The following is a 13,191-nucleotide window of genomic DNA, read 5'->3' as shown; positions in this document are numbered from 1 at the left end:
GCGCGTCGAGCGATCGCTGGCGCCGACCGGCATTAGGGCGAGCGATAAGCCCGAAGTTCAGCCATCACATTCTCAGGTAAGCATATGTTAACTTTGCGATGTGGAGTCGATTCAGAGCCGAGCGGCGGCGTTCGAACGTGACCTAGAGCGAAGAAACCGTCGGATAGGCCCGCATGATTGGTCGTTTCATGTCGGCGGCGGCGGTGATGCTGTCGTCCTGTTGCCAGGCGGAGCGGGGATAGCGATCGGGTGGCTGGACCTCGCCCCGGCTCTACATCTGGCCTATCGGGTTGTTGCCGTCGACTACCCGTCGACGGCAACAACTTTCGATGAGCTCGCCGACGGTGTTGTTGCGATTTTGGATGGGGAGGGCATCGGGTCGGCGCAGGTGGTGGGTCAGTCGGCGGGCGGGATGCTGGCGGAGGTGTTGTCGCAGCGGGCACCGGATCGGGTGCGTTCGATCGTATTCACCGGCACCGGTTTGTATGGGCCAGAGGATGAGTCCCGATTGGCGGCTCGGGTGGCGGCAACGGATTCGACGCCCTGGGAGCAGACACGCGCCGCAGCGCGAGAGGCGTTGCGCAGCGCGTGGAAAGACTCCGGTGAGGCCGAGTTCTGGGTTGAGTGTGTGGATGTTGCCTATCAGCGATCCGGACAGCGAGGCGCCGCGAATTCCCTCCGCTGCCTGCTGGACTTGGCGCGCCGCTTGCCCGAGCTGCAGCAGCAACCGGCGTGGCAGGGCCCATCTCTTATCGTCCGCGCCGACGACGACTCCCTCATCACCGGACTTCACCTCCAACGGCTGCGTGAGCTGCACCCCCACAGCGAGTTTCGACCCTTCTCCGATGGTGGTCATTCTCTATTGGTAAGCCGTCCCTCCGACTATGTCGCTACGGTCACCGATTTCCTGAACCGGCACAGGGGCGATTAGCCCGCCGGGCGGCTCGGACAGGGGACTGCTCACACCGATGCTCGTCGCACCGCTCTCACCGCCATCGCACCTGTCGTCGTTATGGCAAGTCAGACCTCGCGGCTCGGTCGCCCGCCGACCTCATCTCGGAGCGCCGAGGGAGCTCGGCGGCAGGTGACGCACCTGCCGCACTGTCGCGGGCCCACTGGATGCGACCGATCCATTCGTTCGTCGAATATTGGACGGGTAGCGTGGTCTGGCTTGGTGGCATCGATCGATGTCGAGTGGGACGGAAACGGGCGGGTTCGCAGCGCCTCGTAACGTTGAGGGGGAGTACCCCGTCTGTGCTGGTGCTTGAAATCCAGCTCGCAGCAACGAGTTCGGACTCATTCACCACAACGCAGCCCGATCAGCGTGGTGTGGTGAACGCGCGCCCAGCGGCATTACTGCGCATCCACTGCCCACGAAACTCAGCCGAGAGCCGGAGCAGCCAGGTCACGACTCGCCGGAGGCGACACCACCAGTCATGGTTCGCGCTCGGCGGTGAGATCAGTCGGCGATATGGCGCGTCGCCTGATCCGGCAGGATCCCGGCCCGGACGAGTTCCTCGTAGATCCGCTGCTGCTCATCGTCGAGATTCGAGTACAGCATGTCGTACGCCAGATCTTCCTCGGCGAGGACCGCCACCGGATCCCAGTCATCACCGAGCGCCGCGACGACGGCGCTGCGTCGTCGTGCCTCGTCCAGCGTGAGGTCGTAAGCAAAATTATGGTCGGCCATTCTGGCATCTCCAACCAGGTTCTTTCCAAAAACGAATTGACGACGATTCCCAACCACGCCTTCTCGGGCAATGACGTGCATCACATTCCACGGTTGGACTTCGTCACATTTGACGCCCGTGCGCGGACTGGATCACGGAGCAAACGCGTCCACAAATCGCCACGACACGGCCACCGCTGAAATTGGGCACGGCCACGCTATATCGCCACGCCGCCAACAGAGGGCGAGTTCCTGTCGCATTGTGCGACCTGGGATCGGTGATGACGACCGATACCGCAACCGGGGCAACCGCATCCACAATCCATTCGTGCGGCTGAGCAGCCTGAGGGGGCATCCGATCGTGGAGAGCCCGGTGCGTAGAGAGGCGTACTCCGTGCTCTCCGTGGCGGCCCGGGAAAGCGGAGCGGCAGCAATGCCGACACCGTGCCCGCGAAGGTCTCTCGCGGATAAGGGGAGTTGTCGCGTCTGCTTCCGTGGATCCGTCGCGGCCCGCCCAGATCGAAACGCCTGCTGATTGCCATCCGCCCGGAAGCCAGCGCGGCGCCTTGTCACCAACGCCCATGGTCGGCACACTTCGTTCGATCGTTCGTCGCGCTGGTCGGCGCCGCGCCCTTACCTGGGAGGTCTTCCTTTGGCCAGAGTTGCGAGCGTGTCCTCGATGAGAACTGGTCACCGAACGGGGTCCGGTACGGCGAGCATGGATCATGTGGCGTTCCGCTCGAGGTAGATCAGGACGGCGCGGACACGCTGGTTGTGGATGGGGTTCTTGGTGACCCCGAGTTTGGTGAAGATGGCGCTGAGATGTTTTTCGACGGCGCTGACCGACAGCGACAGTTCATCCGCTATCCCGGTGTTCGTGAGCCCCTGAGAAAGGCGCCGGAGGTAGCCCTCCGCAGAGGGCCGGTTTGCTCGTGTCCGGCTTGGCCCCTTCGATGTATGCGACAGCCAGGCGGACGGCAAACCCCATAGGGATTCGATCCTTCGGCCAGCACGAGAAGAGGTGTGCACAATCGGGTTCCCCGGTCGGCTCATCGGTGGTGGCTGCTTGATCCTGGGTCCGCTGGTGTTCCTCGCTGTTCGGATCGCCGCAGGGGGGCGCACCACTGGGGCCCAGTAGCAGAGGCGATGGCCAGATGGGGTCTCCGGGGAATTGTTCGAGGTGGCGGCGTGGATGTAGCGGATGGCGGTGGTGACTCCGATGCCGAACACGGTGATGAGGGCGAGAGGGGTGTTAGACGAGATCCCGCACAGCGCCGGCGCGGGGCACGATCAAGCGGCGTCAGTCCTCCGTCTCCATATGCGATTCCATGCGCGCCAGAATGTGGTCGATCTGTTCGCGCACCCACTCGGTGAGGCGGTCACTGCTCATGGCGGTGGCGACCGGGGCCGGGTGGTCCAGCGGCATGACGTAACGGCCGTCGTCGGGGAGGTCGCGCCAGAGCATGCCGGCTTCGATCCGGCCGCGCGGGCCGTACTTGGAACGGCCCTGCAGGACCTTGACGATGCCGGTGCTCACCGCGGGGGTCGCGAAGAAGGCGTCGCTGCTGATCGTGTCGTCGTCTGTGTCGTCGTTGTCCGAGACGCCGGACGACGGGCCTTGGTCGACGATCGTGGGTTCCGAGGTCGGTAGAGCGAGCTGGATATCGTCCAGACTGCCTGCATTGCATTTGGGCAGCAGCCCGAGCACGGAATGGGCCAGGGCGTGCGGGTCGCATTCGACAGCGTCGAAACCACCCGCGTGCATGAGGGTTTCGCCGGGGCGCTGGGTGATGATGTACCCACGGGCGCGTTGCCGGACGGCATGTACCCGGGTGCGCGCTTCCGGGTTGTCGAAATCCTGGTCGTCCCAGGCGTGCGCCACGATGAAGATGTCAGGTCGGGCGATGGCGCCCGCCATGGCGTCCAGTTCGTGGTCGAACCGTGCCCGCAACTGCTGCTGAACCTCGAACTTCTCCCGCTCGTAGTCGTCCGCCAGCCGGGTGCGGCTGGTGAAGACGAACGGGGCGGGCAGTTCGCCCTGCCGCACTTCCTCGCACAGCAGGTTGAACTCCAGGTCGGTGAACGTCCAGGTTCGGCTCACGAGTCGATCACCGGCTTCACCCGGTCCGGCACGGCGCCGATGGCGTCGTCCAGGTGCGCCTTGGACTGCAGGAACTTGGCCGGCTTTTGCGCGGTGTTGCCCTGCGCACCGCCGCCCGCGCCGGCACCGGCCGGACCCATCATCGGGGCACCGCCCATCCCGTTCGCGCCATGGCCCGCGGCGGCTGCGGCCGGGTACAGCGGGTGTTCGGCGCCGGGCAGCGACGCGCGCGGAAACATTTGCCCGGCACGGGCCTGCTGGTAAGGATGTTCGGACAGACCAACCGGGCTACCCACACCACCGCTACCGGCTCTGCCACCACCATCGCCGCCCGCGCTGGACGCCGGATCGACTGACGGATCGCCTACGGCGGCGGCGAGCGCGGCCGGGTCGAACCGGCGCAGCATCTCGTGCAACTGGTCCGCGCCGGGCAGGGTGGCACCGAGCTGACCGAGCGACTCCAGTCCCTGGGTGAGCGCCATGCTGATCTGGCCGAGGAAGTCCTTGCCCGCCTGGGCGAACGACGCCGGGCCGCCGTCGGCGCCCGCCGTCTGACCGGGCAGCCCGGCCCCGGAGGACGACTGGCCCGGCAAGCCGGCACGCGAGGGCAAGTGGTCACTCGTGCCGGTCGCGGCCGCCAGCGCCTTCTCGTCCAGCGCGTTCGGCAGGTTGTTCAGCACCGACCGCACCTGCGCCGGGTCGAGACCGGTGAGCTTCGCCAGTTCGCCGACGTCGGCCACCTCCGGAATGTTCTTCAGTACCGAGCGCACCTGCTCCGGGGAGAGGCCGCTCTTCTTGGACAGGGTGTCCTCGTTCAGCAGCTTCGGCAGATCGCCGAGCATCGAACGCACCTGGGCCGGATCGGCACCGGTGGCTTTGGCGAGCGCGTCCTCCAGCCCGCTCGCGCCGGATCTACCCACACCCGTCCCCGATGGCCCACTGCCCGTTCCACCGCTGCCGGACGATCTGCCCTTCGCGCCGTTGGGCAGCGGAGCGGACCCGAGCGACGACGGGACGCTGGGCACGCTGGTGCCGCTGCCTCCCGAGGGCGGTTCAGACGACGACTCGCCGGGAAAGCTGCTGCGCGGGAACGGATTCCCCGAACTCGACGGGCGCGACTGCGTCTCGCCGTCCGGCGAACCACCGCCGGACGAGCGGACCGGGGTCGCCGCACCGCTGGCGCCGGCCGCGGCGGACTCGGCTTCCCTGTGGGCGGCTTTGTAGCCGGGTGGGAGCTGCCCCTGCGACCCGGAACGCTCGCCGCTGCCGCCACCGCCCTTGGCGCTGTTGGGCAGCGGGGCAGCTCCGCCCGATCCCGTGCCGCCCGATTCGGCGCCGTGCGATCCGGCGCTGCGAGGGCCCGGGCTTGTGCCGGAACCCGCTGTGTCGTAACCGGACTGGCTCGCCGGCTCGACCTGCCCGTAGCCCAGCTGGTACCTCGGATCCTGCTGCTGGTTTCCGTGACCGTACTGGTTGTCCCCGTACTGGCCGTTGCCCTGCCCGTTGCTGCCCTGCTGGTCGTTCCCGGGCTGGTTCTGGCCCTGACCACCCTGCGGCGCCGGTTGGGCAATCGGACCGTTCACCACGGGCATCGCCGAGACGGTGTTCTTCATGCCTTCGCCGTAGTGCTTCTGCCACTCGTCGCGGTACCGACGGGTCACCCGGCCCGGGCAGCAGTCACCGGGATCGGGGCTGGAGGGCATGCTGAGCTTGGTCAGGTGCAGCCACTGCGCACTGTAGTCCAGGTTCTGGCTCATCGCGATCATCGAGGTGGCCAGCGGTTGCACGCCGTCGGAGTAGTTTTTGATCGCCGCGGCCGCCGCGGCCGCGCCCTGCCCCTCCCATGCCTCGGTGCCGGTGTTGATGGCGTTCACGAGGGTGTTGAGCTTGCCGAGCAGGTCGTTGGCCATGCTGTGCCAGGTGCCCGCGGCGGCCAGCACCGGAGCCGGGTCGAGATCGCGTCCCAGCTCGTACAATTCGCTGAAGGCGAGGCTGTCCTTGTTCTCGATGTTGGCGGTGACGCCCGGATCCTTCTCGCCCTGGTAGTCCTTCAGCGAGGCGGGGAAGCTCCCTGCGTTCGCGTTCTGGACGTGCTGCTTGCCGTCCTTGCCCTTCCAGGCGAATCCGCCGTTCGCCTTGTCGAATTCGGCGTCCGGCCCGCCCGGCTTCCGTGCGCCGGGGGTGTAGGGGCCGGCCACTGTCGGCATCTTCAGGTCGTTGAGCGCCTGGAAGTTGCTCTCGGACTCACCCTCGGCGTTCGCGTACGCCTTGCCCGCCGCGATGTAGGTCTCGCCCATGTCCGTGACGATGTCGGCGTGATCTTTGAGGATGGTTCGCAGCCGGTTTCCCTTGGCGGTGAACGCCATCGCCAGCTGAGTGCCGGAGGTGAGGGTGCCGATCGGCGCGAGATTGTCGAGGCGCAGGTCCGTCACGGCCACAGCCATACCGAGCAGGTCGTCGACCAGATCGGCGCAGGCGCGAGCGGCGGCCAGCGCGTCGGCCGTGTCGAACTTCAGATACCCGGCCTCGGCCTGGTTCTTCAGGCCCGACCACGTGCCCGGCTCGAGAGCCATCCCGTTCACCCTTCTTGTCGCACGGGCGCACCGCGTACGCCGCGTCAGTCGTCGTTGTCGGCCACCATGGACCGGGGCGCGCGGGCGCCGGAATCGTCGTCGTCGGGCCAGCGGTTCGGGTCCGGCGAAGTCAGCGGCGGTGGGGGCGCCGTCGGCATGAGCGAGCCCAGATCCGGTGCGCCCTCGATGACCTCGGAGAGCTTCGGCAGAGCGTTCTTGCGTTCCAGCAGCGGGCGCATGAGCTCCTGGCTGCGCTCGGCCACCTTCGCCGCGGCGGCCTGCACCGCCGCGGTGACGTTCTCCGCGATCTCCTCGAGGGTCAGATCCAGGACGTCGTCGGCGAACTTGGTGTCGATCAGGATGCCGTCGGCGTTCACCGTGACCTCGATGCGCTGATCGCACACGCTCACCGTCTCGGTGAGCCGCGAACGCCGCTGCTGCAGTTCGGCGATGCCGCGGAACTGCTCGCCGAGACCCTCCACCAGCGTCGCCATATCGGCGCGCAGGCGTTCGTTGACGGTAGGCTGCCCGGTCACGGCGTCGGCTTCCCGAACTGGCCGGCATTGCCGGAGTCGGTATCGGCCAGGGCGTCCGCGGCATCACGCTGACCGGTCGCCATGTCGCCCAACGTGGTCGCGGCGCCGATGGCGCCCTCGATCAGGTTGTCCCGCGCCGCCTTGTAGCCCTTGTCGCCGTCGAAGAACTTGTGGCCGCGCTTGTCATCACCCCACGGCATGACGGTGCCGTCGGACTCGATACCGCTGAGGGTGTTGCGCAGCTTCTCGGCGACCCCCTTGGCGTCGTTCGACAGCTCCCGGGTCAGATCCGAGGCGTGGCGCAGCTTCTGGGGATCGACCTCCAACCGTTCCGCGGCCATGGCACTCCCTTCAGTGTCGTCGGATTACGGGGTGAACGGGACGTCGACCTGCTTGGCGGCGTTCGCGAGTGGCGCATCCGCCGCGGGCGGGGCGCCCGGGGCCAGCAACCACTGCTGCCCGGAGGAGCCGCTCGACGATGGCGGTGAATACGGGCCGGGCAGCGGTTCCACCCACGGCCACTGCTTCGGCCGCGGCTTGCCGCGCACGTCCTTGCCCTCGCCCAGAAACGGTTCGCTGTGGTGGGTGGCGATCGGGTTTCCGTTGCCGCTCCCGCCATTCGCGCCGGTCACCTGAGCGCCGGACAGCGGGCGCGGGCGCGGCTGCGCACCGCCGGAGCCGGAATGCCCGCTGCTCGACGAGGAGGACGACCCCCTCGGCGCCGGGGGAGCGGCGTGCGACGGTCCCGAGCCGGACGGAGGAGGTGGGGTCCAGCCGCCGTCGACCGAGGACGACCACGAGGTCGGGGGTTGATCGGTGCGGGCGTCGTGGTACATCGTGCGGCCCGAGCTACTGCTCGAACTGCTCCCGCCGCTCTGGAACGAGCTCGCGGCGTCGTGGTAGACGCTGTTGCCCGAGGCGCTGCTGTGCGAGGACGGCGGCCGGCTCGACGAGCCCGCGACGGTGGAGTGCACCGGCTGAACCGAGGACGACACGCTCGCATGGGAACCGATGACCGACTGGCGGGACGGCCGGGAAATCGACCCGCTGGACGAACCGTCGCGCACCGGTGGCCGGGGCGCCGCGTTGCCGGAATTCGGTTTCGGCATCCAGACATAGGAGCGAATGTCGCCGTGCCCCGGCGGAATCGGCTTGCCGATGGCGAAACCGCCGCGCGCACCGCCCACCACCGCACCCCGCGTGACACCGCCGACCCAGCCCGGCCCGGATGCGAACGACGAGAAGTCTCTGGTCGCCGCGCCCACGGCCAGATTGCCGAAGATGGTGCCGACCGCACCGGAGGCGCCACCGATCACCGCGCCACGACCGACCCGGCCCGCGATGTTGTTCAACTGCTTGCCCGCAACCTTGTCGATACCGTTCCCGAGATAGCGCCCGAATTCGCGCCCGGGCACAACGCCCGCGACACCGGCGAGGATGGATAGCCCGAACTCCTTGCCGTTGAAGTGCCGTCGTTTGCCCGCCGCGAGCTGGCCGACCTGCACCGAGCCGTTGATGGTCGCGACGATGGCCGTCGCCTCTATGGCCCGCGCACCGTAGACGCCCCAGCCCTTCGCGGTGGGAAAGACTGGCCGCAGCCGCGCGGCCTGGGTCCAGAAGTGCCGCTTGGCGGTCGAAGCACCCAGGCGTGCAGCGAGATTGGTGATCGCCTTCTGTACGAAGTCCTCGAACACCTTGAGGAAGGAGCGCGTGGTGGTGATGGCGGCCGCCTCCACCGCGGGCGCGGTGGGCGGAAAGAGCCAGGCCCACAGGATCTCCAGCGCCAGCCAGGCCAGCGTCACGATGACGGTGATCTTGGTGGCCTGGATTTCGGTGCCCATGTCGAAGGTGCTGTCGCCGATGGTGCTCATGAACTTCGCCAGCGTCTCGATGGAGTGGTCACCGGTGCGCAGCGCGTCGTAGCGGGCGCCCATGGCGGTACCGCCCTCGCCCTGCGGATAGGCGTCGATGGTGGCCTGTTCGGCCGCATCGATATCGGCGAGCAGGGCCGTCAGCTCCGTGCTCGCCGTCTTCCATGCCTCCGACACCGCCCATGCGGCGTCCTCATCGCCCTCGGGCCAGGTGGTTCCGGCCACCCAGGCCAGCCACTGCAACCCCTCGGGCATGTGAATGGTCATCGCTGCACCGCGGCGGCCCCGTACCGCCCCGTCGGATTGCTCACCACAGCTCTCCTCTCGGCGTTCGATGTCGTGGGATTAGAACGCAGACAGTTGAATTCGTAATGACGGGCAAACGAATTCGCTGCACCGGCGCCGTTCGCTCCCGAGTGGTAGCGTGCGGGCCCGATCGAGGAGGCGCCGCTTTCATGACCGCAGCAGAGGATTCGCTCCCCACCGATTCCGAGTCACCGCTCGCCGACGCGGCGAGCCGCCGGATCGCCGCGGAATTGATCGCGCTCGCCCCGCCGGGCTGGCACGAGATGCGGGCGGTGTTCGCGCTGACCGCCGTATCGGAGCTGGCATCGGTCTTCTTCACCGACGAGCAGGGCCATCCGGCCCAGGTGTTGCCGTCCGAGGAGGTGCTGGCACTGGTCCGGCGGCACCGCGAGGCGTCGGCCGCCCTGCCCGGTGGCCCGTGGTGGCGTTACCTGGTGATGGCGTCGGCGTCCGGCGAGATCGGTGCCGAGCACGACTTCGGCGCCGAGCCCTTCCCGGACGACCACCTCTTCCCGCCGGAGGTGTATCGGGCCGACCTGGAGGCGTTTCCGCGGGCGCGGCTCCCGGTCTGGCTGGCGGCCCACATCGGGCACGAGGACCGGCAGTCCCGGCCCACCGAGCAGGCGGGGGCACTGGCCCGGACCGCCACGCTCACGCCGGAAATCGAGACGACATTGCCCGCCCTGCCGTTGCTGGCGATGCGCTGGGCGGCGATCGCCGCGGCGTTCGTGGCGGCCGGATCTCCGTGGGGGCCGCGGGTGCTGCCCGCGCTCGGCCTGTTCGAGGGCGCCGAACGCAGCGGTTCCTCGCTATGGCTGGTCCCTGGCGACCGGGCGGTGCTCTCCGGCGGAGTATGGAACGACCCAGTGCTGGACGCGGTCTACAACGCCGGCGCTCCCATGCCGGATCTCTACGCGGGCGCGCCGGGCTGGGTGGCGAACCCGCTGCTCAACCCGCGCGCCGGGTCTGGGCTGCTCTCCTTCTGCTACTGGTGGGAGGGCGCCCACTGGTATCGCGGCGCCGCCCCGCCCGCGAGCGAGGTCGCGGCCGCGATTCCCGGGGTGTGGACCAGGGAGAGCGCAGCCGACATCGTGGCGTCGCTGGCCGAGGAATCGGGCGTCGGAACGCGGGACGCGGCACTGGAACTGGTGCTGGCCGCGGAGCACGGCGCGGCCGAGCGCGCACTGCTGGTGCGGCTCTTCGGCGAGCGCGAGGATGTGGACGGCGCGCTACACCAGCTACTCATGGCGGGCGCGGCGGGCTAACCGTCAGGGGGCCTCACCGGAGCCTTGATTCTTACAGTCCCATCATCGACGTGGTACTGGGCGGCGTTCGTGCGACCGCAGGTGCTGCGTCCGCATTTTATTTGGTGCGGCTGTGTCATGACATTGGGACGAATTCAGGCAGCGAAAGGGCTGAGTGGGCCGGTCGTGGTGTCGTTGGGGGCGTGGTGACGAGGTCACGCAGCATAGTGTTGCGTTGCTCCAGGGCGCGCGCCGTGGTGGGGAAGAGCGCTGCCCCACCGTGGTCGACCAGCGCATGGTTCATGGCCACGAACTCTCGCGTGTTGTGTTCGTAGGCGGCGAAAGCTGCGGCGTGGTTCCGTTTCGTGGCCAGGGCATTGGCGAGCATGTAGGCTCCGGCAAGCGCGAGGCTGGAGCCTTGTCCAGTCAGGAACGAGGGTGCGTACGCGGCGTCGCCGACTAGCGCGACCCGGCCGCTCGACCAGCTGGGAATGCGGATCTGGGCGGCCATGTCGAAGAACAGGTCATCCGCGTCGCGCATGGCGTTGACAATGCTGGGGACCTCCCATCCTGCGTCGGCGAAAGCCGCGGCGACCAGGTCCCGCTGTGCGTCAGGGTTCCGGAGAGCTTCGAACGGCGGTTCTGGTTGGTGAAAGTTCAGGAAGGCATGCAGTTCGTCGTGGTGGCCGGTGGCATAGAGGGCTGCGGCTTTGCCCGGGGTGTTCCACAGCGTGAGCTCGCGAGAGAGCCCGAAGGTGTTGGGCATGGTGAATATGGCGAAGCAGTAGCCGAGGTAGCGGTGGAACTGCTCTTCGGGGCCGAATAGCAGCTCCCGGGTGTGTGAGTGCATACCGTCGGCGCCGAACACCAGGTCGAATGTGCGCCGTAGCCCGTTTCGGAAGGCAACGTCGACCCCGTGTCCGAGCTGGTCGAGGGTGTCGATGGAATCGTTGAACAGGATTTCCACGTCGTCGCGGATCGCTGTGTAGAGGGCCGCAGCCAGATCCCCTCGACCCACCTCGAGGTCCCGTCCCTCGATACTCCCGGCGACGGCATACGGGTGGACCGAGGCCACCTGACTGCCATCGGCGTTGAGGAAGGTGAACCGCCGCGAGTCGATGTGTGCGTCCTGCAGTTGCGGCAGTATCCCCATCCGCCGGACGACTTCTATCGCGGTACCGCGCACGTCGATCGGGTAGCCACCCCCGCGCAGCGCACTTCCCTTCTCCACCACCGTGACCGCGAATCCGGATCGGTGCAGCCAGTACGCCAGCGCGGGTCCGGCGATACCGGACCCGGAGATCAGAACGTTGCGCTTCGAGGTATTACTCACGTCCATCGACAGACTGGTAGATGTCATGCCTCGGTTCCTTCTTGGTGACACGAACAACGAACAGGGACAGTGCGGCGACGAGGCCGGCGATGACAAGACCTGTGACGAAGGCCGATTCGGTCGGCTGGCCCGACATCGGGTCGGTCCCGGCGGCGAGGATCGCGCCGGCGACCTGGACGCCCAAGGCGGCTCCGATCACGCGTGTCACCACGAGCAGGCTGGTGGCGATACCGGCGTCCCTGGTCTCGACGGTGGTGGCGGTGCTGGCAAGCAACGCCGTGCTGCCGACGCCGGCGGCGAACGCGGTCAGCACTTTCGCGATGACGAGCTGCCATTCCGCGGTGTGCAGCGATGCCAGAGTGATCACGGTGACCACTGTGACGACGGTGCATGCGATGACCACGGCACGCGGACCGAAACGCCGCGCCGCGATCCCGCCGAGCGCCCCGCTTACCGCCCCGGCGATGGCGCCGGGCATCAGGAACAGTCCGATGTCGGTGGTGCCGGCCCCGAAGCCGTACCCGTCGGCCGATACCGCGAACAGCTGTGGGACCAGGAACATCACCATCCCGAAACCGGTGGTCATGAAGAAGGTCAGCACGCACGAACTCCACATCGCGGGCCTTGCCAGCATTCGCAGATCGACCATCGGCGAGGCTGTCCGGCGCTCGACGACGACCCATCCGGTCGCGAGAGCGGCCACGACCACCGCGATGGCACCGACCGCGAGCGGCGGCAGGCCTCCGCTGGTCACCAGCATGAGCCCGAGCATGAGCGCGAGCAACGTCCCGCTCAGCAGACTCGCGCCAGGCCAGTCGATCCTGTCGTCCGTCTGGATCGGCGGATCATGCGGCATCAGCCGGGACACGATCAGCGTCGTCGCGATGATCGCGATCGTCGGCAGCGCGAACATCCAATGCCGAGACAGTCCTTCCGCGATTGGCCCGGCAATCAACGTTCCCACCATGGCGCCGGCCGTGAACAGCCCGGTAACGAGCCCGATCGCCACCTGCGTCTCACCTGCCGGGAGGTGCTTGCGCACCAAGATGTAAGAGAGAGGCAGCGCGCCGACCATCGCGCCCTGCAATACCTGGCCGAGCAACAACACCGGCAGGTTCGGCGCCAGGCCGGCCAACAGGCCACCGGCTGAGACCACCGCCATGAGCCGGACCAGCACTCGCTTTCCGCCGTAGCGATCGCCGAGCTTGCCTGCGATGGGTGCGACAACCGCGCCGGTGATGAGCAATGTGTTGGTGATCAACGCCCCTTCGGAAGGGGTGATCCCCAGCTCACGTTGTAGTAGCGGGAGCGCGGGGTCTACCACTGACTGCAGGCTGCCGAGGGCAAGTGCCAGGATGCCGAGGGCACCTATCGCCGGCCTCCCAATGCGGACCGGGGAAACCAGTGTTTCGGACATAGACGTCCTTTTCATCGTTGGGTGTGAGTAAGGGCGTGGACCGTGCCTGATGTGTGCGCCCGGGCTCCCTGGGCAACCAGATGACGGTTCGGCACTTGATGGCACTACACTACACGGTGCAGTGTAGTGATGCTACGATCC

General features: G+C 67.7%; 11 protein-coding genes. 2 read left to right on the top strand and 9 right to left on the bottom strand.

What is annotated here, in order from left to right; genetic code table 11:
• Positions 1-100 precede the first annotated feature (100 nt).
• Entirely contained in the window at positions 101-931 is an 831-nt protein-coding gene (locus OHA40_RS31830; protein WP_330230509.1) for an alpha/beta fold hydrolase, read from the top strand.
• A 528-nt stretch (positions 932-1,459) separates the two neighbouring features.
• Here OHA40_RS31830 and OHA40_RS31825 read toward each other — a convergent pair.
• The 7 genes from OHA40_RS31825 to OHA40_RS31795 form a co-directional block, all read right to left on the bottom strand.
• Complete coding sequence (locus tag OHA40_RS31825) at positions 1,460-1,690, bottom strand: DUF6400 family protein (RefSeq protein WP_330234451.1); 231 nt, start codon at positions 1,688-1,690, stop codon at positions 1,460-1,462.
• A 702-nt stretch (positions 1,691-2,392) separates the two neighbouring features.
• Positions 2,393-2,722, bottom strand: coding sequence for a response regulator transcription factor (locus OHA40_RS31820; protein WP_330230508.1), 330 nt, complete (start codon positions 2,720-2,722; stop codon positions 2,393-2,395).
• A gap of 247 nt (positions 2,723-2,969) precedes the next feature.
• Complete coding sequence (locus OHA40_RS31815; protein WP_330230507.1) at positions 2,970-3,770, bottom strand: ESX secretion-associated protein EspG; 801 nt, start codon at positions 3,768-3,770, stop codon at positions 2,970-2,972.
• On the bottom strand, positions 3,767-6,343 hold the full coding sequence (locus tag OHA40_RS31810; RefSeq protein ID WP_330230506.1) for a hypothetical protein: 2,577 nt from the start codon (positions 6,341-6,343) through the stop codon (positions 3,767-3,769). The genes OHA40_RS31815 and OHA40_RS31810 overlap by 4 nt, the downstream gene beginning before the upstream one ends.
• A 44-nt stretch (positions 6,344-6,387) precedes the next feature.
• Complete coding sequence (locus OHA40_RS31805) at positions 6,388-6,879, bottom strand: YbaB/EbfC family nucleoid-associated protein (RefSeq protein ID WP_330230505.1); 492 nt, start codon at positions 6,877-6,879, stop codon at positions 6,388-6,390.
• The gene (locus OHA40_RS31800) at positions 6,876-7,220 is read right to left on the bottom strand and encodes a hypothetical protein (RefSeq protein WP_330230504.1); all 345 of its coding nucleotides are present in this window, start codon (positions 7,218-7,220) and stop codon (positions 6,876-6,878) included. The genes OHA40_RS31805 and OHA40_RS31800 overlap by 4 nt, the downstream gene beginning before the upstream one ends.
• 24 nt (positions 7,221-7,244) lie before the next feature.
• Positions 7,245-9,017, bottom strand: coding sequence for a WXG100-like domain-containing protein (locus OHA40_RS31795; protein ID WP_330230503.1), 1,773 nt, complete (start codon positions 9,015-9,017; stop codon positions 7,245-7,247).
• A gap of 188 nt (positions 9,018-9,205) precedes the next feature.
• On the opposite strand from OHA40_RS31795, the gene OHA40_RS31790 reads away from it, so the two are divergent.
• A complete protein-coding gene (locus tag OHA40_RS31790; RefSeq protein WP_330230502.1) occupies positions 9,206-10,321 on the top strand; it encodes a hypothetical protein in 1,116 nt (371 codons plus the stop codon).
• Between the two features lie 115 nt (positions 10,322-10,436).
• On the opposite strand, the gene OHA40_RS31785 is transcribed toward OHA40_RS31790, so the two are convergent.
• Complete coding sequence (locus OHA40_RS31785; protein WP_330230501.1) at positions 10,437-11,660, bottom strand: FAD-dependent monooxygenase; 1,224 nt, start codon at positions 11,658-11,660, stop codon at positions 10,437-10,439.
• Positions 11,626-13,050 (bottom strand): MFS transporter, encoded by a 1,425-nt coding sequence (locus tag OHA40_RS31780; protein WP_330230500.1) that lies wholly within the window; start codon positions 13,048-13,050, stop codon positions 11,626-11,628. Before OHA40_RS31780 ends, OHA40_RS31785 begins: the two co-directional genes overlap by 35 nt.
• Positions 13,051-13,191 lie beyond the last annotated feature (141 nt).

The sequence above is a fragment of the Nocardia sp. NBC_00508 genome, assembly GCF_036346875.1.
Lineage (GTDB): Bacteria > Actinomycetota > Actinomycetes > Mycobacteriales > Mycobacteriaceae > Nocardia.
The sequence above is the reverse complement of the archived record's forward strand: the minus strand, read 5'-3'. Positions and strand labels throughout refer to the sequence as shown.

Excerpts from the sequence above, each read along its gene's own strand:
- OHA40_RS31820 (WP_330230508.1), bottom strand. The coding sequence starts at position 2,722 with ATGAGCCGACCGGGGAACCCGATTGTGCACACCTCTTCTCGTGCTGGC.
- OHA40_RS31790 (WP_330230502.1), top strand. The coding sequence starts at position 9,206 with ATGACCGCAGCAGAGGATTCGCTCCCCACCGATTCCGAGTCACCGCTC.
- OHA40_RS31800 (WP_330230504.1), bottom strand. The coding sequence starts at position 7,220 with ATGGCCGCGGAACGGTTGGAGGTCGATCCCCAGAAGCTGCGCCACGCC.
- OHA40_RS31780 (WP_330230500.1), bottom strand. The coding sequence starts at position 13,050 with ATGTCCGAAACACTGGTTTCCCCGGTCCGCATTGGGAGGCCGGCGATA.
- OHA40_RS31795 (WP_330230503.1), bottom strand. The coding sequence starts at position 9,017 with ATGACCATTCACATGCCCGAGGGGTTGCAGTGGCTGGCCTGGGTGGCC.
- OHA40_RS31825 (WP_330234451.1), bottom strand. The coding sequence starts at position 1,690 with ATGGCCGACCATAATTTTGCTTACGACCTCACGCTGGACGAGGCACGA.
- OHA40_RS31785 (WP_330230501.1), bottom strand. The coding sequence starts at position 11,660 with ATGACATCTACCAGTCTGTCGATGGACGTGAGTAATACCTCGAAGCGC.
- OHA40_RS31810 (WP_330230506.1), bottom strand. The coding sequence starts at position 6,343 with ATGGCTCTCGAGCCGGGCACGTGGTCGGGCCTGAAGAACCAGGCCGAG.